Origin of the sequence: Streptomyces sp. SID12501 (genome assembly GCF_010550245.1) — a bacterium.
In the GTDB taxonomy this organism is placed as follows: domain Bacteria; phylum Actinomycetota; class Actinomycetes; order Streptomycetales; family Streptomycetaceae; genus Streptomyces.
On record NZ_JAAGLU010000026.1, the window covers coordinates 85,692 to 106,681 of the forward strand.

The 20,990-nt window shown below is 65.6% G+C and carries 33 protein-coding genes; 3 read left to right on the forward strand and 30 right to left on the reverse strand.

Going from position 1 to position 20,990, the window contains the following annotated elements; all coding sequences use genetic code 11:
* Positions 1-78: 78 nt before the first annotated feature.
* The 28 genes from rpsK to rpsJ form a co-directional block, all read right to left on the reverse strand.
* Positions 79-483, reverse strand: a complete 405-nt coding sequence (gene rpsK / locus G3I71_RS28885) for a 30S ribosomal protein S11 (RefSeq protein WP_006376016.1) — start codon at positions 481-483, stop codon at positions 79-81.
* A gap of 69 nt (positions 484-552) precedes the next feature.
* The gene (rpsM, locus tag G3I71_RS28890; RefSeq protein ID WP_164318945.1) at positions 553-933 is read right to left on the reverse strand and encodes a 30S ribosomal protein S13; all 381 of its coding nucleotides are present in this window, start codon (positions 931-933) and stop codon (positions 553-555) included.
* Between the two features lie 217 nt (positions 934-1,150).
* A complete protein-coding gene (rpmJ, locus tag G3I71_RS28895) occupies positions 1,151-1,264 on the reverse strand; it encodes a 50S ribosomal protein L36 (protein WP_003998809.1) in 114 nt (37 codons plus the stop codon).
* 176 nt (positions 1,265-1,440) lie between these two features.
* Positions 1,441-1,662: a translation initiation factor IF-1 gene (gene infA, locus G3I71_RS28900; protein ID WP_003948620.1), complete on the reverse strand. Its 222-nt coding sequence runs from the start codon at positions 1,660-1,662 to the stop codon at positions 1,441-1,443.
* A gap of 668 nt (positions 1,663-2,330) precedes the next feature.
* A complete protein-coding gene (gene map, locus G3I71_RS28905) occupies positions 2,331-3,167 on the reverse strand; it encodes a type I methionyl aminopeptidase (RefSeq protein WP_164318948.1) in 837 nt (278 codons plus the stop codon).
* 209 nt (positions 3,168-3,376) lie between these two features.
* A complete protein-coding gene (locus G3I71_RS28910) occupies positions 3,377-4,039 on the reverse strand; it encodes an adenylate kinase (RefSeq protein WP_164318951.1) in 663 nt (220 codons plus the stop codon).
* The gene (gene secY, locus G3I71_RS28915; RefSeq protein ID WP_164318954.1) at positions 4,039-5,358 is read right to left on the reverse strand and encodes a preprotein translocase subunit SecY; all 1,320 of its coding nucleotides are present in this window, start codon (positions 5,356-5,358) and stop codon (positions 4,039-4,041) included. The genes G3I71_RS28910 and secY overlap by 1 nt, the downstream gene beginning before the upstream one ends.
* Positions 5,359-5,601: 243 nt before the next feature.
* Positions 5,602-6,057 (reverse strand): 50S ribosomal protein L15, encoded by a 456-nt coding sequence (gene rplO / locus G3I71_RS28920; protein WP_164318957.1) that lies wholly within the window; start codon positions 6,055-6,057, stop codon positions 5,602-5,604.
* 2 nt (positions 6,058-6,059) lie between these two features.
* Entirely contained in the window at positions 6,060-6,242 is a 183-nt protein-coding gene (rpmD, locus tag G3I71_RS28925) for a 50S ribosomal protein L30 (protein WP_055553514.1), read from the reverse strand.
* Complete coding sequence (rpsE, locus tag G3I71_RS28930; RefSeq protein ID WP_006376045.1) at positions 6,242-6,847, reverse strand: 30S ribosomal protein S5; 606 nt, start codon at positions 6,845-6,847, stop codon at positions 6,242-6,244. Before rpsE ends, rpmD begins: the two co-directional genes overlap by 1 nt.
* A 71-nt stretch (positions 6,848-6,918) precedes the next feature.
* Entirely contained in the window at positions 6,919-7,305 is a 387-nt protein-coding gene (gene rplR, locus G3I71_RS28935; RefSeq protein WP_164318960.1) for a 50S ribosomal protein L18, read from the reverse strand.
* A 3-nt stretch (positions 7,306-7,308) separates the two neighbouring features.
* Positions 7,309-7,848 (reverse strand): 50S ribosomal protein L6, encoded by a 540-nt coding sequence (gene rplF / locus G3I71_RS28940; protein ID WP_164318963.1) that lies wholly within the window; start codon positions 7,846-7,848, stop codon positions 7,309-7,311.
* A 21-nt stretch (positions 7,849-7,869) separates the two neighbouring features.
* Positions 7,870-8,268, reverse strand: a complete 399-nt coding sequence (rpsH, locus tag G3I71_RS28945; RefSeq protein WP_081218894.1) for a 30S ribosomal protein S8 — start codon at positions 8,266-8,268, stop codon at positions 7,870-7,872.
* A 216-nt stretch (positions 8,269-8,484) separates the two neighbouring features.
* Positions 8,485-8,670 (reverse strand): type Z 30S ribosomal protein S14, encoded by a 186-nt coding sequence (locus G3I71_RS28955; RefSeq protein WP_003948630.1) that lies wholly within the window; start codon positions 8,668-8,670, stop codon positions 8,485-8,487.
* A 5-nt stretch (positions 8,671-8,675) separates the two neighbouring features.
* Positions 8,676-9,233: a 50S ribosomal protein L5 gene (gene rplE, locus G3I71_RS28960; protein ID WP_164318966.1), complete on the reverse strand. Its 558-nt coding sequence runs from the start codon at positions 9,231-9,233 to the stop codon at positions 8,676-8,678.
* Positions 9,233-9,556, reverse strand: a complete 324-nt coding sequence (rplX, locus tag G3I71_RS28965) for a 50S ribosomal protein L24 (protein WP_164318969.1) — start codon at positions 9,554-9,556, stop codon at positions 9,233-9,235. Before rplX ends, rplE begins: the two co-directional genes overlap by 1 nt.
* Positions 9,557-9,558: 2 nt before the next feature.
* Positions 9,559-9,927 carry a 50S ribosomal protein L14 gene (rplN, locus tag G3I71_RS28970; protein ID WP_006376015.1) on the reverse strand — a complete coding sequence of 123 codons (369 nt, stop codon included), beginning with the start codon at positions 9,925-9,927 and terminating at the stop codon, positions 9,559-9,561.
* A gap of 126 nt (positions 9,928-10,053) precedes the next feature.
* Entirely contained in the window at positions 10,054-10,344 is a 291-nt protein-coding gene (gene rpsQ, locus G3I71_RS28975) for a 30S ribosomal protein S17 (protein ID WP_164318972.1), read from the reverse strand.
* Complete coding sequence (rpmC, locus tag G3I71_RS28980; protein ID WP_005481220.1) at positions 10,344-10,568, reverse strand: 50S ribosomal protein L29; 225 nt, start codon at positions 10,566-10,568, stop codon at positions 10,344-10,346. The genes rpsQ and rpmC overlap by 1 nt, the downstream gene beginning before the upstream one ends.
* Positions 10,568-10,987: a 50S ribosomal protein L16 gene (gene rplP, locus G3I71_RS28985; protein WP_164318975.1), complete on the reverse strand. Its 420-nt coding sequence runs from the start codon at positions 10,985-10,987 to the stop codon at positions 10,568-10,570. The genes rpmC and rplP overlap by 1 nt, the downstream gene beginning before the upstream one ends.
* Positions 10,988-10,992: 5 nt before the next feature.
* Positions 10,993-11,844, reverse strand: a complete 852-nt coding sequence (gene rpsC, locus G3I71_RS28990) for a 30S ribosomal protein S3 (RefSeq protein ID WP_164318977.1) — start codon at positions 11,842-11,844, stop codon at positions 10,993-10,995.
* Positions 11,844-12,191, reverse strand: coding sequence for a 50S ribosomal protein L22 (gene rplV, locus G3I71_RS28995; RefSeq protein WP_164318980.1), 348 nt, complete (start codon positions 12,189-12,191; stop codon positions 11,844-11,846). Before rplV ends, rpsC begins: the two co-directional genes overlap by 1 nt.
* A gap of 42 nt (positions 12,192-12,233) precedes the next feature.
* Entirely contained in the window at positions 12,234-12,515 is a 282-nt protein-coding gene (rpsS, locus tag G3I71_RS29000) for a 30S ribosomal protein S19 (RefSeq protein ID WP_006376029.1), read from the reverse strand.
* A 12-nt stretch (positions 12,516-12,527) separates the two neighbouring features.
* Positions 12,528-13,364 (reverse strand): 50S ribosomal protein L2, encoded by an 837-nt coding sequence (gene rplB / locus G3I71_RS29005; protein ID WP_164318983.1) that lies wholly within the window; start codon positions 13,362-13,364, stop codon positions 12,528-12,530.
* Between the two features lie 38 nt (positions 13,365-13,402).
* Complete coding sequence (gene rplW / locus G3I71_RS29010; protein WP_164318987.1) at positions 13,403-13,822, reverse strand: 50S ribosomal protein L23; 420 nt, start codon at positions 13,820-13,822, stop codon at positions 13,403-13,405.
* On the reverse strand, positions 13,822-14,478 hold the full coding sequence (rplD, locus tag G3I71_RS29015) for a 50S ribosomal protein L4 (RefSeq protein WP_164318990.1): 657 nt from the start codon (positions 14,476-14,478) through the stop codon (positions 13,822-13,824). Before rplD ends, rplW begins: the two co-directional genes overlap by 1 nt.
* 7 nt (positions 14,479-14,485) lie before the next feature.
* Complete coding sequence (gene rplC / locus G3I71_RS29020) at positions 14,486-15,130, reverse strand: 50S ribosomal protein L3 (protein WP_164318993.1); 645 nt, start codon at positions 15,128-15,130, stop codon at positions 14,486-14,488.
* Positions 15,131-15,147: 17 nt separating this feature from the next.
* Positions 15,148-15,456, reverse strand: a complete 309-nt coding sequence (gene rpsJ / locus G3I71_RS29025) for a 30S ribosomal protein S10 (protein ID WP_003948644.1) — start codon at positions 15,454-15,456, stop codon at positions 15,148-15,150.
* Between the two features lie 493 nt (positions 15,457-15,949).
* Here rpsJ and G3I71_RS29030 point away from each other — a divergent pair, with 493 nt between their 5' ends.
* On the forward strand, positions 15,950-16,657 hold the full coding sequence (locus tag G3I71_RS29030) for a hypothetical protein (protein ID WP_164318996.1): 708 nt from the start codon (positions 15,950-15,952) through the stop codon (positions 16,655-16,657).
* A 40-nt stretch (positions 16,658-16,697) separates the two neighbouring features.
* Here the strand turns inward: G3I71_RS29030 and G3I71_RS29035 are convergent, their stop codons facing one another.
* A complete protein-coding gene (locus G3I71_RS29035) occupies positions 16,698-17,519 on the reverse strand; it encodes a hypothetical protein (RefSeq protein WP_164318999.1) in 822 nt (273 codons plus the stop codon).
* Between the two features lie 485 nt (positions 17,520-18,004).
* Between G3I71_RS29035 and G3I71_RS29040 the strand changes: the two genes are divergently transcribed.
* Together G3I71_RS29040 and G3I71_RS29045 are read left to right on the forward strand one after the other, a co-directional pair.
* On the forward strand, positions 18,005-19,024 hold the full coding sequence (locus tag G3I71_RS29040; RefSeq protein WP_164319003.1) for a helix-turn-helix domain-containing protein: 1,020 nt from the start codon (positions 18,005-18,007) through the stop codon (positions 19,022-19,024).
* A gap of 128 nt (positions 19,025-19,152) precedes the next feature.
* A complete protein-coding gene (locus G3I71_RS29045; RefSeq protein ID WP_164319006.1) occupies positions 19,153-20,061 on the forward strand; it encodes a hypothetical protein in 909 nt (302 codons plus the stop codon).
* A 95-nt stretch (positions 20,062-20,156) separates the two neighbouring features.
* Here G3I71_RS29045 and G3I71_RS29050 read toward each other — a convergent pair whose 3' ends face one another.
* Positions 20,157-20,975: a hypothetical protein gene (locus G3I71_RS29050; protein WP_164319009.1), complete on the reverse strand. Its 819-nt coding sequence runs from the start codon at positions 20,973-20,975 to the stop codon at positions 20,157-20,159.
* Positions 20,976-20,990 lie beyond the last annotated feature (15 nt).

Here is a 20,990-nt window from a genome sequence, read left to right on the forward strand (position 1 = left end):
TGCCCGACCAGTAATACAAGGGTACGGGCGGCACGCCTCCGAAGAGCCATACCGCCCGAAACCTAAGACAACCGCAACTCAGACGCGACGGCGCTTGGGCGGACGGCAGCCGTTGTGCGGAGTCGGGGTGACGTCCTGGATGGAGCCGACCTCGAGACCGGTGGCCTGGAGCGAACGGATCGCGGTCTCACGACCCGAACCCGGACCCTTCACAAACACATCAACCTTGCGCATGCCGTGCTCCTGCGCGCGACGGGCGGCCGACTCGGCAGCCATCTGCGCGGCGAAAGGGGTGGACTTGCGCGAGCCCTTGAAGCCGACGTGACCGGCGGAGGCCCAGGAGATCACGTTGCCCGCGGGGTCCGTGATCGAGACGATGGTGTTGTTGAACGTGCTCTTGATGTGGGCGTGCCCATGAGCGACGTTCTTCTTTTCCTTGCGGCGCACCTTCTTGGCAGCGCCCTGACGACCCTTGGGGGGCATCTACTACTCCTACGGGGAGGTGGTCGGTCCTACAGCGAAGACCGCTGATGAAGCGTTGTCCGCTGAGGACTACTTCTTGCCCGGCTTCTTCTTGCCGGCGATGGCGCGACGCGGGCCCTTGCGGGTACGAGCGTTCGTGCTGGTGCGCTGACCGTGAACGGGCAGGCCACGGCGGTGGCGAATACCCTGGTAGCAGCCGATCTCGATCTTCCGGCGAATGTCGCCCTGGATCTCGCGACGGAGGTCACCCTCGGTCTTGAAGTGGGCGTCCACGTACTCGCGGATCGCGACGAGCTGCTCCTCGGAGAGGTCCCGAACACGAATGTTCGGGTCGATGCCCGTCTCCGCCAGCGTCAGCTGGGAAAGGGTCCGGCCGATGCCGAACACGTAGGTGAGGGCGACCTCCACACGCTTTTCACGCGGGATGTCAACACCGGAAACGCGTGCCATTCAATGGCTCCAGTTGTCGTTCGGAGGTCTTCCACAAGACCGTTTCCCAGCCGCCGTATGAGGTACGAACTGGGTCCCCGGCCTCCGACCGGGGGTATCAGCTCCACTGAACGATGATCGAACTACGAATCACCGAACTTCGGACCTGGGCCCTGCGTATGAACATGTACTGCTCGCGTCGCGCGAATTTCTGCGGGTGCAGAAGGTGGGTCGTGCGTCAGCCCTGGCGCTGCTTGTGGCGCGGGTTCTCGCAGATGACCATGACCCGACCATGACGGCGGATCACCCTGCACTTGTCGCAGATCTTCTTGACGCTCGGCTTGACCTTCATGGGGTGAGGTTCTCCGGGTCAGTGCCCCACGCCAGGTGCAGACGGAGGGCGAGAATAAAGATCTACTTGTACGTTGGAAAGACTCTCCCTGGATCGCTCCGGAGAGGTTGACAGGTGAAACCCTGTCCGACGACGACCCTCCCGGCCGCCGGGGCGAGTACGAGACCCGCCCAGGCTCACTTGTACCGGTAGACGATCCGGCCACGAGTCAGGTCGTACGGAGACAGCTCCACCACGACCCGGTCGTCAGGGAGGATGCGGATGTAGTGCATACGCATCTTGCCGCTGATGTGTGCCAGGACCTGGTGGCCGTTCTGGAGCTCAACCTTGAACATTGCGTTCGGAAGAGACTCGACGACAGTGCCCTCGATCTCGATGGCACCTTGCTTCTTGGCCACGCTTCGCCCTTCGAATCGACTACCTTGATCGACTCCCTTGCGTTCCCCTAATGGGCGCATGCGGACATGCGGGTGCACGAGAGCCGACGAGTCAGTCTACGTCAGCGCACCCGGAAAGACGAATCGAGGAAGGATGCCCCGCAGCCGTGATCCTTAACCAGCACGGGGGTTCCACAGGCCCCGAAGCGGGGCGCGACGGACAAGCCGGCAAGGCCCCGAAGCAGCAGGCTGAGGGGCGCAGACCCCGCCGGGGATCCATCCACACAGCCCCGGTCCGGGCCACCACAACCGAGACCCAAGCCCCAGTCCAGACCACAGCGAACGCGGCCCCCACTGGCATCCAAGGCCCGCGACCCGGGTCCAGGGCCGGGGGCCGGGGGCCTCAGGCGGGACGCAGTCCCCGCCAGGGGTCCAGGGCCGAAGCCTGCCCGGGGTCCAGGGCCAAGCCCGGCCGGGGTCCAGGGGACGCAGTCCCCGCCAGGGGGTCCAGGGCGAAGCCCGGGCGGGGTGCAGGACGAAGCCCGGCCGGGGTCCAGGGCGAAGCCCGGGCGGGGTGCAGGGGACGCAGTCCCCGCCGGGGGTCCAGGGGGCTGCGCCCCCTGGTGGGGTCGAAGGGGCGGAGCCCCTGGGGATGGGACGGGTAGGGGCGGCGGGGGCGAGGAACGCCCCTACGCCAGCGGATCCGGCGCCGCAGTCACCCCATGCTCCGCCAACTTCGCCGCCCCCCCGTCGGGAGACGTAAGCACCAACGGCCCCGCCTCGGTCAACGCCACCGAATGCTCCCAGTGCGACGACCAGGTCCCGTCCGTCGTGATGACCGTCCAGTCGTCCGCCAGAACCTCGGTCCTCGGCGTACCCAACGACACCATCGGCTCGATCGCGAGACAGAACCCGGGAACCAGCTTCGGCCCCTTCCCCCGCTTGCGCTCGACGTAGTTCAGCAGATGCGGGTCCATGTGCATCTCGGTACCGATGCCATGCCCGCCGTAGTCCTCGATGATCCCGTACCGCCCGCCCCCCGCCTTGGGCTGACGGCGGATGTACGTCTCGATCGCACGCGAGATGTCGACCAGCCGGTTCCCCAGCTTCATCGCCGCGATCCCCGCCCACATCGACTCCTCCGTCACCCGCGACAGCTCGATCAGCTCGGGAGCGTGCCCCGACCCCACGAACGCCGTGTACGCCGCGTCCCCGTGCCAGCCGTCGATGATCGCGCCGCAGTCGATGGAGATGATGTCCCCGTCCTTCAGCACGACCTCGTCGGACGGGATGCCGTGGACGACGACCTCGTTGACGGAGGTGCAGATCGTGGCCGGGAACCCGCCGTATCCAAGGAAGTTCGACTTCGCGTTGTGCTCCGCGAGCACCTTCCGCGCGACCTCGTCCAGATCCTTCGTACTGGCGCCCGGCACGGCCGCCTCACGAGTGGCCGCGTGGATGGCGGCGACGACAAGCCCCGCCTCGCGCATCTTGGCGATCTGCTCGGGGGTCTTGATCTGCACCATGGGGACTACGGCCTTTCCTGAACCGATCAGTCTGGGAAGCGAACGAACACACAACAAGTCAACGAGCCAACGATACGGCTCCCCGCCCCCACGCAGCAGCCGCGGTCCCCTGACAGGAAACCGCGGCTGCCGAACGTAAAAACTGAGACGCAAAACCGAAAGGACTACCGGCACCACGAGCGCTAAGAGCGCTACCAGCACCAGTAGGACTACTCGCCCTCGCCGTCACCCTTCAGCGCGGCCATCGCCTTGCCGGTGACGTCCTCCACCTTGCCCAGCGCCGAGATCGTCACCACGAGGCCCTGGGCCTTGTAGTAGTCGATGATCGGCTCGGTCTGGGTGTGGTAGACCTCCAGCCGCTTGCGGACCGTCTCCTCGGAGTCGTCGTCCCGCTGGTACAGCTCGCCGCCGCAGACGTCACAGACGCCCTCGGCCTTCGGCGCCTGGTACGTGACGTGGAAGACGTGCGCCGAGTCGTTACGGCAGATGCGGCGGCCGGCGATGCGCTTGACCACCTCGTCCTCGGGAACCTCCAGGTCGAGGACCGCGTCCAGCTTCATGGACTCGGCCTTCAGCATCTCGTCCAGCGCCTCGGCCTGCGAGACGTTCCGCGGGAAGCCGTCCAGCAGAAAGCCGTTCACCGCGTCGGACTGCTCCATGCGGTCCTTGGCCATCGCGATGGTGACCTCGTCCGGCACCAGGTTGCCCGCGTCCATGTAGGACTTCGCGAGTTTCCCGAGATCCGTCTGCTTGCTGATGTTGGCCCGGAAGAGGTCGCCCGTGGAGATGTGCGGGATCGACAGGTTCTTGGCGAGGAACGCGGCCTGCGTTCCCTTCCCGGCACCAGGCGGCCCGACGAGGACGATTCGCATCAGCGGAGGAACCCTTCGTAATTGCGCTGCTGGAGCTGGCTCTCAATCTGCTTCACGGTCTCAAGACCGACACCCACGATGATGAGGATGCTGGTCCCGCCGAACGGGAAGTTCTGGTTTGCCCCGAAACCTACCAACGCCATCGTCGGCACGAGAGCGATCAGACCCAGGTACAGCGAACCCGGCCAGGTGATCCGGTTGAGTACGTAGCTCAGGTACTCAGCGGTGGGCCGGCCAGCCCGGATGCCCGGGATGAAGCCACCATACTTCTTCATGTTGTCGGCTACTTCTTCGGGGTTGAAGGAGATGGCGACGTAGAAGAACGCGAAGAAAACGATCAGCAAGAAGTACGTGACGATGTAAACCGGGTGGTCACCCTTGGTCAGGTTCTGCTCGATCCACGTCTTCCAGGCTGAGGTGCCACCGGAGAACTGCGCGACCAGCGCGGGGATGTAGAGCAGCGACGAGGCAAAGATCACAGGGATGATGCCGGCCTGGTTGACCTTGAGCGGGATGTACGTCGACGTGCCGCCGTAGGACCGGCGGCCGATCATGCGCTTCGCGTACTGGACCGGGATCCGGCGCTGCGCCTGCTCGACGAAGACCACCAGCGCGACCATGACGAGGCCGACGGCGATGACCGTACCGAACTCGATCCAGCCGTCCGCCAGAGTGCCCTGGGTCTTGATGGCCCACAGCGCGGACGGGAAGGTGGCGGCGATCGAGATGAACATCAGGATGGACATGCCGTTGCCGATACCGCGGTCGGTGATGAGCTCACCGAGCCACATGACGACGGCCGTACCGGCGGTCATCGTGACGACCATGGTGATGGTCACGAAGATCGACTGGTCCGGGACGATGTCGCTGGCGACCGTGCAGCCACTGAAGAGCGCGCCGCTGCGCGCGGTGGCGACCAGGCCGGTGCCCTGGAGGATGGCGAGAGCCACTGTCAGGTAACGGGTGTACTGCGTGATCTTCGCTGTGCCCGCCTGGCCCTCCTTCTTGAGGGCTTCCAGCCGCGGGATCACCACCGTCAGCAGCTGCAGGATGATGCTCGCCGTGATGTACGGCATGATGCCCAGCGCGAAGATCGTGATCTGCAGCAGCGCCCCGCCGCTGAACATGTTCACCAGACCGAACAGGCCCTGGCTTCCTCCGCCCTTCGCGACGTCGATACACGTCTGGACGTTCTGATAGTCGACACCTGGGATCGGGATGTGCGTACCCACCCGATAGACCACGATGATGCCGAGCGTGAAGAGCAGCTTCTTGCGCAGGTCGGGCGTCTTGAACGCCCGGGCGAACGCGGTGAGCACGGTGCCTCCTGCGACCCCCGCGCTACTGCGTAGAGGTGACGGTTTTGAGGTTCGACGAATACGTTGACAGATAACTAACAGCCGAGAGGGGTCCGGAGTTCCTCATGAACACAGCGGACTCAACTTGACAGCGTTGGCCACCTTACCGGCGACCATGGCTCCTAGGAACGACCAACCGGGGATACCCCATTTGTGGGGTATCCCCGGTAGGGATCGCTCAAGTCATCGAGACGCCTGTGGTGTTCAGAGCAACTCGGTGACGGTACCGCCGGCGGCGGTGATCTTCTCCTTGGCGGAACCGGAGACGGCGTCGACCGTCACCTGCAGCGCCACGGAGATCTCGCCCTGGCCGAGGACCTTGACGAGGCTGTTCTTGCGAACCGCACCGTTGGCGACGAGCCCCTCGACGGTGACTTCGCCACCCTCCGGGTACAGGGCGCCCAGCTTGTCGAGGTTCACGACCTGGTACTCGGTCTTGAACGGGTTCCGGAAGCCCTTGAGCTTCGGGAGACGCATGTGGAGGGGCATCTGGCCACCCTCGAAACGCGCCGGAACCTGGTAACGGGCCTTCGTGCCCTTGGTACCACGTCCAGCCGTCTTACCCTTCGACGCCTCACCACGACCCACACGGGTCTTGGCGGTCTTGGCGCCCGGGGCAGGACGGAGGTTGTGGATCTTGAGCGGGCTGTTTTCCGCCATGATCAGTCGACCTCCTCAACCGTCACGAGGTGGCGGACGGTGTGAACCATTCCGCGGAACTCGGGGCGGTCCTCCTTGACGACCTGCGTGTTGATGCCCTTGAGACCAAGGGAGCGCAGGGTGTCACGGTGGTTCTGCTTGCTGCCGATGTACGACTTCGTCTGCGTGACCTTGAGGCGAGCCATTACGCACCCGCTCCCGCACGCGCACGGAGCAGAGCCGCGGGGGCGACGTCCTCGAGGGGCAGACCACGGCGAGCCGCGATCTCCTCGGGACGCTGCAGGCCCTTGAGGGCCGCCACGGTCGCGTGCACGATGTTGATCGCGTTGGACGAGCCGAGCGACTTCGACAGGATGTCGTGAACGCCGGCGCACTCGAGGACAGCACGCACCGGGCCACCGGCGATAACGCCGGTACCGGGGGAAGCAGGCTTGAGCAGGACGACGCCCGCGGCCTTCTCGCCCGTGATCGGGTGCGGGATGGTGCCCTGGATACGGGGGACCTTGAAGAAGTGCTTCTTGGCCTCTTCAACACCCTTGGCGATCGCGGCCGGCACCTCCTTGGCCTTGCCGTAACCGACACCGACGGTGCCATCGCCATCGCCCACTACGACGAGCGCAGTGAAGCTGAAGCGACGACCACCCTTCACAACCTTGGCGACGCGGTTGATCGCGACAACGCGCTCAACGTACGCGGTCTTCTCGGCGGCAGCAGCGCCGCCGTCACGGCCCTTCCGGTCCCGCCGCTCGCCGCCACCGGCACCGCTTCCGCGGCGCTGGGGTCCAGCCATTGGATTACCTCTCTCTTTTTCCGCTAGCTACGCTGCGCTGCGACGGTTAAGTCGCGAGCGCGGCGGGCGGCTCAGAACTTGAGCCCGGCTTCGCGGGCGGCGTCGGCCAGGGCGGCGATACGCCCGGCGTACCGGCTGCCACCACGGTCGAACACGACGGTCTCGACACCGGCGGCCTTGGCACGCTCGGCGACGAGTGCGCCGACCTTGCCGGCCTGCGCCGACTTGTCTTCGCCCTCGTTACCGCGGATCGAGGCGTCCAGGGTCGACGCCGACGCCAGGGTGTGACCCTTGATGTCGTCGATGACCTGGGCCACGATGTGGCGGTTCGAGCGAGTTACCACCAGGCGGGGACGCTCGCCCGTTCCGTTGACCTTCTTACGGATCCGGACGTGACGGCGCTTGATGGCAGCACGCTTGTAAGCGTCGCCCTTAGCGATCTTCGTACCGTATGCCATGGCTTACTTACCCGCCTTTCCGACCTTGCGCCGGACGACTTCGCCCTCGTACTTGACGCCCTTGGCCTTGTACGGGTCGGGCTTGCGCAGCTTGCGGATGTTGGCCGCAACCTCGCCGACCTTCTGCTTGTCGATGCCCTCGACCGAGAAGTGCGTCGGGTTCTCGACCTTGAACGAGATGCCCTCGGGCGCCTCGACCGTGATCGAGTGGCTGTAGCCGAGCGCGAACTCAAGGCTCGCGCCCTTCGCCGCCACGCGGTAACCGACACCGCTGATCTCGAGCTTCTTCACGTAACCCGCGGTTACGCCGGTGATCATGTTCGCCACCAGCGTGCGGGACAGGCCGTGCAGGGCCTTGTTCTGACGCTCGTCGTTGGGGCGGGTGACGTTGAGAACGCCGTCCTCACCCTTGGCGATGTCGATCGGCGCAGCGACGGTGTGGGAGAGAGCGCCCTTGGGGCCCTTCACCTGGACCGTACGGCCGTCGATGGTGACGTCCACGCCGGCGGGAACCGTGATGGGGAGCTTGCCAATACGCGACATAGCTGTTTCCTCCGTTCCCTTCTACCAGACGTAGGCGAGGACTTCTCCGCCTACGCCCTTCTTGCCGGCCTGCTGTCCAGTGAGGAGACCGTGCGACGTGGAGATGATCGCCACGCCGAGGCCACCGAGCACCTTGGGCAGGGAGGTGGACTTCGCGTACACACGCAGACCCGGCTTCGAGATCCGCTTGATGCCCGCGATGGAGCGCTCACGGTTCGGGCCGAACTTCAGCTCGAGGACGAGCTTCTTGCCGACTTCGGCGTCCTCGACCTTCCAGCCGGTGATGAAGCCCTCCTGCTGGAGGATCTCCGCGATGTGCGACTTGATCTTGCTGTGCGGCATCGCGACATCGTCGTGGTACGCCGAGTTCGCGTTACGCAGACGAGTCAGCATGTCCGCGATCGGATCAGTCATGGTCATGAATTGGCCTTCGGCCTCTCTCGCCGGGGTTTCCTGGATGCGCCATCCCTCTCCCCACTCACTCAGTGGCGGGACGGGTGCGGTGCGGGGGACCTACGGCGTAGTAAGTCGATTGGGGCGGCAGGCGCCCAACCCTCCTAGCCTAAGCCATGGAGGGATGGGCACCTGACCAACCCATTTGCTTACCGAGAGCTTCCGGAATCCCGAATTAGGGGATTACCAGGAGCTCTTGGTCACGCCCGGCAGCTCGCCACGGTGAGCCATCTCACGAAGGCACACGCGGCACAGGCCGAACTTGCGGTACACGGAGTGCGGACGGCCACAGCGCTGGCAGCGCGTGTAGCCACGTACACCGAACTTGGGCTTACGAGCAGCCTTGGCAATCAGAGCCTTCTTCGCCATCTCGCTTACGCCTCCTTGAAGGGGAAGCCGAGGTGACGGAGGAGCGCGCGGCCCTCAGCGTCGTTGGTCGCCGTGGTCACCACGGTGATGTCCATACCCCGGGTGCGGTCGATCTTGTCCTGGTCGATCTCGTGGAACATGACCTGCTCGGTGAGACCGAAGGTGTAGTTGCCACGGCCGTCGAACTGCTTGGGAGACAGACCACGGAAGTCGCGGATGCGCGGCAGCGCGAGCGACAGGGTGCGGTCCAGGAACTCCCACATGCGGTCGCCACGAAGCGTGACGTGGGCACCGATCGGCTGACCCTCGCGCAGCTTGAACTGCGCGATGGACTTACGGGCCTTGGTGACGGCCGGCTTCTGACCGGTGATGGTGGTCAGGTCACGGACGGCACCGTCCATGAGCTTCGAGTCACGGGCGGCGTCGCCGACACCCATGTTGACCACGATCTTGACGAGACCGGGGATCTGCATGACGTTCTCGTAGGAGAACTCCTCACGCAGCTTGCCCGCGATCTCCTCGCGGTACTTCGTCTTGAGACGCGGAGTCGTGGTGGTAGTCATCAGATGTCCTCACCCGTCCGCTTGGCAACGCGGATCTTGTTGCCCTCGTCGTCGAAGCGGTAACCGACACGCGTGACAACCTTGTTGCCGTCCTTCTCAACGACCAGCTGGACGTTGGAGACGTGGACGGGCGCCTCGGTCGTGACGATGCCGCCGGCCTGCGAACCCTTTGCGGTCGGGCCGGCCTTGGTGTGCTTCTTGACCCGGTTGACACCCTCGACCAGGACGCGGTCCTCACGAGGGAAGGCCGCGATGACCTTGCCCTGCTTGCCCCTGTCCTTACCGGTGATGACCTGAACCAGGTCGCCCTTCTTGATCTTCATGCTTACAGCACCTCCGGCGCGAGCGAGATGATCTTCATGAACTTCTTCTCGCGCAGCTCCCGGCCCACCGGGCCGAAGATACGGGTGCCACGAGGGTCGCCGTCGTTCTTGAGAACAACAGCGGCGTTCTCGTCGAAGCGGATGTACGAGCCGTCGGGACGGCGGCGCTCCTTGACGGTGCGAACGATGACGGCCTTGATGACGTCACCCTTCTTCACGTTGCCACCGGGGATCGCGTCCTTGACGGTGGCGACGATGACGTCGCCGATGCCCGCGTAGCGGCGACCGGAGCCACCGAGGACACGGATGCAAAGGATTTCCTTCGCACCAGTGTTGTCGGCGACACGCAGTCGCGACTCCTGCTGGATCACGTCTATCTCCTGATTGTCTGCCGGTTCCCGGCGAGCTCCGTAAGTGTTCTACATGGCTTACGGAGCTCACCGAGCCTGGCGGAACTGACCTGCGGGGCCCCTATTTTCGTAGGGCCGCAGGAGGAATTACTTGGCCTTCTCGAGGATCTCGACGATGCGCCACCGCTTCGAGGCGGACAGCGGCCGGGTCTCCATGATGATGACACGGTCGCCGACGCCGGCGGCGTTCTGCTCGTCGTGAGCCTTGAGCTTGTTCGTACGGCGGATGACCTTGCCGTACAACGCGTGCTTCACGCGGTCCTCGACAGCGACGACGACGGTCTTGTCCATCTTGTCGCTGACGACGAGACCCTCACGGGTCTTGCGGAAGCCACGGGCTTCGGTGCTGCTCTGCTCAGTCACGTTGCTCTCGCTCATCAGGCGCTCTCCACCGTTTCGATGCCCAGCTCGCGCTCACGCATCAGGGTGTAGATCCGCGCGATGTCCTTACGGACGGCCTTGAGCCGACCGTGGTTCTCGAGCTGACCCGTCGCCGCCTGGAAGCGGAGGTTGAACAGCTCTTCCTTGGCTTCGCGGAGCTTGTTGAGAAGCTCCTCGTCACCCAGTTCGCGCAGCTCGGACGCCTTGGTACCGGCCGACATCACGCTTCACCTGCCTCGCGCTTGACGATCCGGCACTTCATCGGCAGCTTGTGGGCTGCGCGAGTGAGGGCCTCACGGGCGATCTTCTCGTTGGGGTAGGACAGTTCGAACATGACCCGACCCGGGTGCACGTTCGCGATCCACCACTCAGGGGAACCCTTACCGGAACCCATGCGGGTCTCGGCAGGCTTCTTGGTGAGCGGGCGGTCCGGATAGATGTTGATCCAGACCTTGCCGCCACGCTTGATGTGGCGGGTCATCGCGATACGGGCCGCCTCGATCTGGCGGTTGGTCACGTATGCCGGCGTGACGGCCTGAATGCCGTACTCGCCGAACGAGACCGCCGTACCGCCCTTGGCCATGCCACGGCGCTTCGGGTGGTGCTGCTTGCGGTGCTTGACCCTACGGGGGATCAGCATTTCGGTCAGGCCTCCGTTCCGGTGCTTTCAGCAGCCGGAGCGGCAGCCGCCGGAGCCTCGGCCTTGGGGGCCTCGGCAGCGGGAGCCTGCTGCGGCTTGCGGCCGCGGCCGCCACGCTCGCCACCACGGCCACCACCACGGGCCGGACGGTCGCTGGCGCCAGCGCCGGCACCGCCACGAGCCGGGCGGTTACCCGCACGGGCAGCGGCGTTGTCGGCGCGGACCTCGGCGATGTTCTTGACGTCGCCCTTGTAGATCCAGACCTTCACACCGATACGGCCGAAGGTCGTCTTGGCCTCGAAGAAGCCGTAGTCCACGTTCGCGCGGAGCGTGTGCAGGGGCACACGGCCCTCGCGGTAGAACTCCGAGCGGGACATCTCGGCGCCGCCGAGACGGCCACCACACTGGATCTTGATGCCCTTGGCGCCGGCCTTCATCGTCGACTGCATGCTCTTACGCATGGCCCGACGGAAGGAGACGCGGGAGGACAGCTGCTCGGCGACGGCCTGAGCGACCAGCTGAGCATCGAGCTCGGGGTTCTTGACCTCGAGGATGTTGAGCTGGACCTGCTTCTTGGTCAGCTTCTCCAGGTCGCCGCGGATACGGTCGGCCTCGGCGCCACGGCGGCCGATGACGATGCCCGGACGCGCGGTGTGGATGTCGACGCGGACGCGGTCACGGGTGCGCTCGATCTCGACCTTCGAGATGCCGGCGCGCTCCATGCCGGACGTCATCATCCGACGGATGGCGACGTCTTCACCGACGTAGTCCTTGTACAGCTTGTCGGCGTACCACCGGGACTTGAAGTCCGTGGTGATGCCGAGCCGGAACCCATGCGGGTTAACCTTCTGGCCCATTACCGGGTTCCTTCCTTGCTGCTGACGACCACGGTGATGTGGCTGGTCCGCTTGCGGATCCGGTAGGCGCGGCCCTGGGCACGCGGGCGGAACCGCTTCAGGGTCGGACCCTCGTCGACGTACGCCTCGGTGATGACGAGGCTGCCGGCGTCGGTGTGGTCGTAGTTGTGCGCGGCGTTGGCGATGGCGCTGTCAAGCACCTTGCCGACCGGCACGCTCGCGGCCTGCGCGGCGAAACGCAGGACCGCCTGAGCCTCCGTGGCATCCATGCCACGGATAAGGTCCACCACTCGGCGGGCCTTCATGGGCGTAACGCGGATATACCGCGCCTGGGCCCTGGCTTCCATGGTTGTCCTTCCAGTGTCTGTCATGGTCGATTCCACTCCGCGTTAGCGGCGCTTCGACTTCCGGTCGTCCTTGACGTGACCCCGGAAGGTGCGCGTCGGCGAGAACTCGCCGAGCTTGTGGCCGACCATCGACTCGGTGACAAACACCGGGATGTGGGTCTTGCCGTTGTGCACCGCGATCGTGTGGCCGAGCATGGCCGGGATGATCATCGAGCGACGGGACCAGGTCTTGATGACGTTCTTGGAACCGGCTTCGTTCTGTACGTCCACCTTCTTGATGAGGTGGTCGTCGACGAAGGGTCCCTTCTTGAGACTGCGCGGCATCTAAACCCGCTCCTAGCGCTTCTTGTTCGACTTGCGGCGGCGGACGATGTACTTGTTCGAAGCCTTCTTCGGCGAACGAGTACGACCCTCCTTCTGACCCCACGGCGAGACCGGGTGACGTCCACCGGAGGTCTTGCCTTCACCACCACCGTGCGGGTGGTCAACCGGGTTCATCGCCACACCGCGGACGGTCGGGCGGACGCCGAGCCAGCGCTTGCGGCCGGCCTTGCCCCAGTTGATGTTGCTCTGCTCGGCGTTGCCGACCTCGCCGACCGTGGCGCGGCAGCGCTGGTCGACCAGACGGATCTCGCCGGAGGGCATACGAAGGTGGGCCATCGTGCCCTCCTTCGCCAGCAGCTGCACCGAGGCACCGGCGGAGCGGGCGAACTTGGCGCCGCCACCGGGTCGGATCTCGATCGCGTGGATCGTGGTACCGACCGGGATGTTGCGGAGCGCCAGGTTGTTGCCCGGCTTGATGTCGGCCCCAGGACCGTTCTCGACGCGGTCACCCTGCGACAGGTTGCGGGGGGCGATGATGTAGCGCTTCTCGCCGTCCGCGTAGTGCAGCAGCGCGATGCGCGCGGTGCGGTTGGGGTCGTACTCGATGTGCGCGACCTTCGCCGGCACGCCGTCCTTGTCATGACGACGGAAGTCGATGACACGGTAGGCGCGCTTGTGTCCGCCACCCTGGTGGCGAACGGTCACACGACCGGAATTGTTACGGCCGCCCTTGCTGTGCAGGGGGCGAACCAGCGACTTCTCCGGCGTGGACCGCGTGACCTCGACGAAGTCGGCGACGCTGGAGCCACGGCGGCCCGGCGTAGTCGGCTTGTACTTGCGGATTCCCATTTCTCAGTCCTCGTCCGATATCGGACGATCCGACCCGCTTACGCGGCCGGACCGCCGAAGATGTCGATACGGTCGCCCTCGGCGAGGGTCACGATCGCGCGCTTGGTGTCAGCGCGCTTACCGAAACCGCTCTTGGTGCGCTTGCGCTTGCCGATGCGGTTGATCGTGTTGACCCCGGTGACCTTGACCGAGAAGACCGCCTGGACGGCCTGCTTGATCTGGGTCTTGTTGGTGCCGGGAGCGACGATGAACGTGTACTTGTTCTCGTCGATGAGCGCGTAGCTCTTCTCGGACACGACCGGCTTCAGCAGGACGTCACGGGGGTCCGTGTACGACTTGCTGACCGGCGTGACGACGGTGTTCTTGCCCTCGGCCTCGTGGCGCTTCGCCTTGGCGACGCGCGCGGCCTTGGCGGCCTTGGCCGCCTTGGAGGCAATAGCGGGGTGACGGATCGCCATCAGACCTCGCTCCCTTCGGTGTCAGTGGCCTTGGGGCCGGACACGAAGGACTCGAAAGCGGCCTGGGTGAAGACCACGTCGTCCGAGACGAGAACGTCGTACGTGTTCAGCTGGCCCGGGTCCAGGATGTGCACCTGGGGCAGGTTGCGGGCGGAAAGCAGCCCGGCCTCGTCGGAGCGCTCGATGACCAGGAGCACGTTCTTGCGCTCGCTGACCTTGCCGAGGAAGCTCTTCGCGGCCTTGGTGGAGGGGCTGTCGCCCTCGATCACGCTCGTGATCACGTGGATTCGAGCGTTGCGGGCCCGGTCGGTGAGGGCGTGGCGCAGGGCCGCGGCCTTCATCTTCTTCGGGGTCCGCTGCGAGTAGTCACGCGGCTGCGGGCCGTGGACGACGCCACCGCCTGCGAACTGCGGCGCACGGGTCGAACCCTGACGGGCGCGGCCGGTGCCCTTCTGACGGTAGGGCTTCCTACCGCCACCACGGACCTCGGCGCGGGTCTTGGTCTTGTGCGTGCCCTGACGGGCAGCGGCCAGCTGTGCGACGACGACCTGGTGAAGCAGCGGGATGCTGATCTTCTCTACGCCGAAGATCTCCGCGGGGAGCTCGACGCTTCCGGTTGTCTCGCCAGCGGGCGAAAGGATGTCAACAGTGCTCATCGGTACCTCAGGCCCCCTTGGCCGCGGTGCGGACCAGGACGAGGCCGCCGTTCGGACCAGGAATCGCGCCCTTGATGAGCAGCAGACCCTTCTCCGCGTCAACGGCGTGGACGGTCAGGTTCTGGGTGGTGACCCGCTCGTTACCCATGCGGCCCGCCATGCGCATGCCCTTGAAGACACGGCCAGGGGTGGCACAGCCACCGATGGAGCCGGGAGAGCGGTGCTTGCGCTGGACACCGTGGCCGGCGCCGAGACCATGGAAGTTGTGACGCTTCATGACACCGGCGAAGCCCTTGCCCTTGCTGTTGCCGGTCACATCCACCTTGACGCCGGCCTCGAAGGTCTCGGCGGTGATCTCCTGGCCGAGGGTGTACTCGCTGGCACCAGCGGTACGGATCTCGACGAGGTGGCGGCGGGGGGTGACGTCAGCCTTGGCGAAGTGACCCTTGAGGGGCTTGTTCACCTTGCGAGGGTCGATCTCGCCGAAGGCGATCTGGACCGACTCGTAGCCGTCGGAGTCATTCGTACGGACCTGGGTCACGACATTCGGACCGGCCTTGACGACGGTGACGGGAACAACACGGTTGTTCTCGTCCCACACCTGCGTCATGCCGAGCTTCTCGCCCAGGATGCCCTTGATCTGCTTAGCCATTCTCAGATCACCGTCCCCTAGAGCTTGATCTCGATGTCGACACCGGCCGGGAGGTCGAGTCGCATCAAAGAGTCAACGGTCTTGGGCGTCGGGTCGAGAATGTCGATCAGGCGCTTGTGCGTGCGCATCTCGAAGTGCTCCCGCGAGTCCTTGTACTTGTGCGGGGACTTGATGACGCAGTACACGTTCTTCTCAGTGGGCAGCGGCACCGGGCCCGCGACCGACGCACCAGTGCGTGTCACCGTCTCGACGATCTTCTTCGCCGAGGAATCGATGACCTCGTGGTCGTAGGCCTTGAGCCGGATGCGGATCTTCTGTCCCGCCATGGCTACTCAGTAGTCCTGTCTCTTCGTACGCTCTGGAACCCGGTGTTCCGTACTCACTTCGCCGTCCTGCTTGTCCGACCCACGCGGTCGGGTGTGTCGCGCTCTCACCGACACAGATGTCCCATATGAGACGTCCCTGCACGGGAAGCACGACCCTTCCGGAACCGCGGGCCGGGGGCGACTGCGTCAAATTCTCCTGACGCGAACCCACCGGGCGCCTGGCCGGTGCCGCACTGACACTTCCCGAAAGATTCCCGTACGTCCGCCCCAGCGCTGCCTTACGACAGATTGGGCGACGAGTACTGTGGGACTCGCTTTCGGTCCTCCCGGCGGGAGGCGCGCAGCATCGACAACTCGACCGAGCAACTCGGACAGTCTGCCATACGGGGCAGCGCCTCCGCCAATCGAGCCGGAGAGAATACCCGCAGGGTGACGAAGGTCAAACGCGCACGGGGCGTGTCCCCCGGTCGGCGGCATCGGCCATGATCCTGGTGTGACGCATGACATGGACCTGAACGAGGCGGCGACCCGCCTGGAGTCGCACATACGGGACTGGCGGGCAGAGGGCTTGCAGGTCTCGGACGGCCTGTGGGCAGCGGACGTAACCGCCCTGGAGGTACGGATCACGTCCCCGGCCTGGGCGGGCCAACTCGTCGTGCAGCTGTACGGAGCCGGCCGAGCGCATGTCTTCCTCCTCGTGAAGGCCGGGTTCGTCCAGGAACGCCACCGGGTCTCGTCCCTCGACGCGTGGAGCGCGCTGCTGACGGAATCGGTGGCCCGCGCGTCCCGCGTACGCCTGGTGCAGGCCCGCCTGCTGACCAGTACCTGTACGACAGGCTGGCTGGACTGGATCCACGGCGAGCTGTGGCTGCTCCCCGAGGGCCTGCTGCGCATCCGCAGCGGCTTCATGACGACGGTGGCGAACTCCTACAGTTCCGGCTCCGGCCCGACGGCACGGGATCCTTACCGGCTCATCGCCCACGACCCGGCGACGGTCCTGGCCGCTCACCCCACGAACAAGCTGATCCCGTTCGCGGAAATGGCCACGGCACGTCTGCACGGCGGGGTGACCACCTCCGGCCTGGAGGTGGTCATGACGGACGGCACCCGCCACAAACTCCTGTGGGCGTCCTGGGACCCGGCCCGGCGACTGTTGCGGGAGCGGTTGCTGCCACTGCTGGGCGCACGGCTCACGCACTGACCGGAGGGTCCCGAACGACCCCGGTGACGTCGTACGACGATCAGCGCACGTCGATGTAGTCCTGGCCGCTGGTCGCGGTGCCGGTGGTCGTGTTGCCGTAGTACACCCACCGGAAGAACCCGTCGGTGGAGGCCGTGACCTGAGTACGGAGGGCACCCGCACTGTTGGTGGTGACCTTCTTGAGCGTCTTGAAGGTGCTCGCACCCTTGGCACGGAACTGAAGACTCACGCTACTGCCGGCGTAGGGACCGTTCTTGTGGGTGCTCCAGTTCGCCCGGGTCAACTTGCCCACGACAGTGACCTTCTTGCCCTTGGCAACCGGCTCGGGCGTGACGTCGGCGACGGTGAGCTTCGCGGCACGCCTCAGGGAGACACCTCCGGGCCTTGTCTCGAACTCCTGGACCACTTCGCCGTTGGCCTTGAACAGCGCGAGGGCCACGCCGATCTTCCACTTGGTGGCGTCACGGTTGGAGACGATCTGCCCCTGCGACGGATCGGGGTCGATGGAGAGCGTGCCCTCGCAATGGGCCTTCTTGAGGCTGACCTCGTAGCAGGTCCTGAGGCTCAGCTGTACCTCGGGAGACAGAACGCTTCGCTGGTACAGGAAGGGTTGCGCGTCATAGCGGAGCGGGTGGTTCGTGTCGTACCCCGGAGGCAGGGTCATATCGAAGGTGAAGGACGGTTCCACCACCCTCGACGTGCCGACCACCACCGGCTTGCCGTTGTTGATGACAAGGTCCGTCACGACGATGCCCGTGTCCTGCGCTTGCGCGGCCGGCGCGTTGAGCACCGAGAGCGCGAGGGCCCCTGCTGTTGCGATCACAGCGGCGGTACGTCTTCGGCCCCGTATACCTGTGTTCATGCACACCTTCTTCCAACAGTCGCTCGATCAACTGCCGGAAGCGTACGAGATGAACTCGGCCTGCGGGTAAGCCTGTTGCTGGAGTAGCCCTCGCATACCTGAGGACGCCCTGGCGCCATCTGTCGTTTCGGCGTACACCCCGAACGCACAGGTCACACCGGAACCCGGGAACGTGTGTCCCGGTGGCGTGTGCGCAGGCGGGCCCGGCGCTCTATTTCAAAGAAACACGGGAGATAAAAGAACCCACCAAACCGCACCTTCCCTCCCGTTCGCCGGACAGGGGGCGGCCACGGCCGCTTCCGCGCGGACTCACTCGCCCGAGTGAACATCAGCAACTTCGCTGGATTTGTGCCCGGTTGCCTGCCTTACGCTCAGCCCAACGCGGCACGACCACGTCACAGACAACTCCAGACATGCGACGGCCCTCGCCGGGACTGCAATCCCAATGCGAGGGCCTGACCACCAAGGAAGATAGAAGCTTCCCGATGGATACGCAGAACCCTAGTGCGCCCCCGTGCGCCCAGTCCCGCTCGGCGGGCAAAAATCACCCCCAGCGGCGCCCCAAATCCGGCGTCTCCGGGGTGATCCACGACAACGTCCGCCACACCACCCGCTTCACGGTGATCGGCAACCACCTCGCCCAGCACCCCGACCTGTCGCTGCTCGGGATCGGGCTGGGCACCCACATCCAGTCGCTGGCCCCGGGCTCCCCCGTCGACATCAAGACCCTCGCCAAGAGATTCCCCGAGGGCCCCGACCGCATCGCCGCCGCCCTGCGCGAACTCAAAACCCACGGCTACCTGCGCCGAACCCGCGAACGCACCACCGGCGGCAACATCGTCACCCGCACCGTCTCCTGCAACCAGCCCGGACGCCACACCGAGGGCCACGCCGATCGCCGTACCAAGCCGGAGTCTGAGCCGGACTCGGACTCCAAGCCCCGACCGGCGTCACGTCCGGGGCCCGCTCCCCACCACGCGCCCGCCCCCGAGCACAGGGCCGCCGAGCCCACCCGCCCCGCGCACCCCACCAGCACCCCCGGCCCGCCCAAGAAGCGCACCCCACGCAAGCCCCTCCCCGCCGTACCGCAGCCCACATACAAGGGGCAGGGCCTTCTCCAGGCCGCGACCGACCTCCTCGCCGGCCTGCGCCGCCACGACCCCGACCTGCTCCTGTCCGCCTGCGACACGGCCCACCTCGCACCCGGCGTCGCCGCCTGGCTGGAACGCGACACCAGCCCCACCGCCGTACGACACGCACTGACCAGCGACCTCCCACCCGAAGGCATGCGCCGCCCAGCCGCATTCCTCGCCCACCGCCTCACCGAGAAACTGCCGCCCCCGGCGCCGTACCGCGCACCGGCCGGGCCATCACCCGTCCGGCACCCACTCCAGAACTGCGACGGCTGTGAGCGGGCCTTCCGCGGTCCGGAGCCCGGCAGATGCGGCGAATGCCGTCAACTCCACAGCGAATCAGCTCTCGGAGTCCTTCACCTCTCAGGGTGAACATCACCAACTTGGCTGCTGCCAGGCCGTGTTGAACTCCTACGCTCGCAGCAAGATTCGTCCTGGCACATGCCATAGGCAATTTCTTCCCGTATGACTCGTACCAACTCACACTCCCAGGGACCCTTATGGTCAGCGCGCCCCATGAAGCGATGCACCGCATCTTCCAGCACGATCCACGCCTCTTCAGCCGCCTCTCGGACGCGCTCGGCTTCTCCCTCCCCACCCCGGTGGAAGTCACCGTCATGCCCACCGACCTCACCGAGACCGAGCCCGTCGAACGTCGCGTTGACACCCTCCTACGGCTGAGGAGCGCCGAGCACGGCTCCTATCTCCTCGCCATCGAGTCCCAGCGCACCAAGAACCTGGCCAAGCCCGCGAGTTGGGCGTACTACACGTCGTACTTGTGGACCACGTACAAGGTACCCACCGCGCTCATGGTCGTGTGCCAGGACCGCGCCGTCGCCAAATGGGCCCAGCAACCGGTGACCAGTGGCCCGCCCGGACTGCCCACGCTCACCCTCACGCCCCTCGTGGTGGGACCGCACAACACCCCCGTCGTCACCGACCCGGACGAGGCCCGCGCCGACCTCGCACTGGCCACCCTGTCCGCCATCACGCACGCGACCGATCCGGACATCTTTGTCATACTGAAAGCACTGTCCACCGCCCTGCAGGGTGAGCCCGAGGACATCGCAGACCCGATCATCGAATTCACCGCACAAGGCCTGGGCGACCGCCCGGCCAGGCAGTACTGGAGGAAACTGGTGGCCGTGGACCTCTCCTTCTACAAGTCCTACATCGCGGAAGAGATCCGCGACGAAGGGCGAGCACAGGGCCGAGCGCAGGGCAAGGCCGAAGGCAAAGCCGAGGGCCAGGCCGCCGCCATACTGCTCGTCCTGGAGCAGCGCGGCCTCGACGTGACCGACGAGATCCGTGACCGGATCACGGCCTGCGACGACACCGAGACCCTGCGCACCTGGCTCACCCGCGCCCTCACCGCCACCTCCGCTGCGGAGATCTTCGCGGACCAGTAGCCGAAGTCCGGCCGACCGCAGCGCGCCGTCTGTCGGCGCCGCACACACATGGCGCGGCTCCGACAGACGGTCAACCCAACTGGTCGGGCGTCAGGTCAGCGCACGTCGATGTAGTCCTGGCCGCTGGTCGCGGTGCCGGTCACGGTATTGCCGTAGTACACCCACCGGAAGAACCCGTCGGTGGTGGCGGTGACTGCGGTGCTCAGGGCACCCGCACTGTTGGTCTTGACCGTCTTCAGCGTCTTGAACGAGGTGGCGTCCTTGGCGCGGAACTGGAGACTGATCTTGCTGTTGCCGTAGCCATCGTTCTTCTTGGTGGTCCAGTTCGCCCGGGTCAGCTTGCTCTTGAGGGTGAGCTTCTTGCCCTTGGCGACAGGCTCGGGGGTGGCGTCGGCGACGGAGAGCTTGGCGGCTCGGCGGAGGGAGAGTGTTCCGGGCCTTGACTCACTCTCCTCAGCCTGGAGGTTGCCATTGGCCTTGAGCAGTCTGAGGTGCAAGCCGATCTTCCACTTTGTGGCGTCGCTGTTGGAGTCGACGTCGTAGCGCGTCGGATCGGGATCGATACGGAGGTGGCCCTCGCAACGGGCCTTCTGGGAGCTGAGCTCGTAGCAGGTGAGACTGCCTAGCCCCACGTAGTTGTACCCATGGTTGGCCAGGCTTCCCCGGTAAAGGAAGGGGGACACGTCCCAGCGGAACGAATCAGCCGTGCTGTACCCGGCAGGCAGGGTTACATAGAGGCTGACGGGCGGTTCCACCACCCTCGACGTGCCGACAACGATCGGCTTGTAGTCGTTGATGACGAGGTCCGTCACGACGATGCCCGTGTCCTTCGCCTGCGCGGCCGGGGCGTTGAGCACCGAGAGCGCGAGGGCCCCTGCTGTTGCGATCACGGCGGCTGTACGTCTTCGGTTCATTCAGACCTCTCCGAT

Coding starts and splice junctions, on each gene's coding strand:
- rpsK (WP_006376016.1), bottom strand. CDS start 483: ATGCCCCCCAAGGGTCGTCAGGGCGCTGCCAAGAAGGTGCGCCGCAAG.
- rpsM (WP_164318945.1), bottom strand. CDS start 933: ATGGCACGCGTTTCCGGTGTTGACATCCCGCGTGAAAAGCGTGTGGAG.
- rpmJ (WP_003998809.1), bottom strand. CDS start 1,264: ATGAAGGTCAAGCCGAGCGTCAAGAAGATCTGCGACAAGTGCAGGGTG.
- map (WP_164318948.1), bottom strand. CDS start 3,167: ATGGTGCAGATCAAGACCCCCGAGCAGATCGCCAAGATGCGCGAGGCG.
- G3I71_RS28910 (WP_164318951.1), bottom strand. CDS start 4,039: ATGCGAATCGTCCTCGTCGGGCCGCCTGGTGCCGGGAAGGGAACGCAG.
- rplO (WP_164318957.1), bottom strand. CDS start 6,057: ATGGCGGAAAACAGCCCGCTCAAGATCCACAACCTCCGTCCTGCCCCG.
- rpmD (WP_055553514.1), bottom strand. CDS start 6,242: ATGGCTCGCCTCAAGGTCACGCAGACGAAGTCGTACATCGGCAGCAAG.
- rpsE (WP_006376045.1), bottom strand. CDS start 6,847: ATGGCTGGACCCCAGCGCCGCGGAAGCGGTGCCGGTGGCGGCGAGCGG.
- rplR (WP_164318960.1), bottom strand. CDS start 7,305: ATGGCATACGGTACGAAGATCGCTAAGGGCGACGCTTACAAGCGTGCT.
- rplF (WP_164318963.1), bottom strand. CDS start 7,848: ATGTCGCGTATTGGCAAGCTCCCCATCACGGTTCCCGCCGGCGTGGAC.
- rpsH (WP_081218894.1), bottom strand. CDS start 8,268: ATGACCATGACTGATCCGATCGCGGACATGCTGACTCGTCTGCGTAAC.
- G3I71_RS28955 (WP_003948630.1), bottom strand. CDS start 8,670: ATGGCGAAGAAGGCTCTGATTGCCAAGGCTGCTCGTAAGCCCAAGTTC.
- rplE (WP_164318966.1), bottom strand. CDS start 9,233: ATGACTACCACCACGACTCCGCGTCTCAAGACGAAGTACCGCGAGGAG.
- rplX (WP_164318969.1), bottom strand. CDS start 9,556: ATGAAGATCAAGAAGGGCGACCTGGTTCAGGTCATCACCGGTAAGGAC.
- rpsQ (WP_164318972.1), bottom strand. CDS start 10,344: ATGAGCGAGAGCAACGTGACTGAGCAGAGCAGCACCGAAGCCCGTGGC.
- rpmC (WP_005481220.1), bottom strand. CDS start 10,568: ATGTCGGCCGGTACCAAGGCGTCCGAGCTGCGCGAACTGGGTGACGAG.
- rplP (WP_164318975.1), bottom strand. CDS start 10,987: ATGCTGATCCCCCGTAGGGTCAAGCACCGCAAGCAGCACCACCCGAAG.
- rpsC (WP_164318977.1), bottom strand. CDS start 11,844: ATGGGCCAGAAGGTTAACCCGCATGGGTTCCGGCTCGGCATCACCACG.
- rplV (WP_164318980.1), bottom strand. CDS start 12,191: ATGGAAGCCAGGGCCCAGGCGCGGTATATCCGCGTTACGCCCATGAAG.
- rpsS (WP_006376029.1), bottom strand. CDS start 12,515: ATGCCGCGCAGTCTCAAGAAGGGACCCTTCGTCGACGACCACCTCATC.
- rplB (WP_164318983.1), bottom strand. CDS start 13,364: ATGGGAATCCGCAAGTACAAGCCGACTACGCCGGGCCGCCGTGGCTCC.
- rplW (WP_164318987.1), bottom strand. CDS start 13,822: ATGGCGATCCGTCACCCCGCTATTGCCTCCAAGGCGGCCAAGGCCGCC.
- rplD (WP_164318990.1), bottom strand. CDS start 14,478: ATGAGCACTGTTGACATCCTTTCGCCCGCTGGCGAGACAACCGGAAGC.
- rplC (WP_164318993.1), bottom strand. CDS start 15,130: ATGGCTAAGCAGATCAAGGGCATCCTGGGCGAGAAGCTCGGCATGACG.
- rpsJ (WP_003948644.1), bottom strand. CDS start 15,456: ATGGCGGGACAGAAGATCCGCATCCGGCTCAAGGCCTACGACCACGAG.
- G3I71_RS29035 (WP_164318999.1), bottom strand. CDS start 17,519: ATGAACACAGGTATACGGGGCCGAAGACGTACCGCCGCTGTGATCGCA.
- G3I71_RS29040 (WP_164319003.1), top strand. CDS start 18,005: ATGGATACGCAGAACCCTAGTGCGCCCCCGTGCGCCCAGTCCCGCTCG.
- G3I71_RS29045 (WP_164319006.1), top strand. CDS start 19,153: ATGGTCAGCGCGCCCCATGAAGCGATGCACCGCATCTTCCAGCACGAT.
- G3I71_RS29050 (WP_164319009.1), bottom strand. CDS start 20,975: ATGAACCGAAGACGTACAGCCGCCGTGATCGCAACAGCAGGGGCCCTC.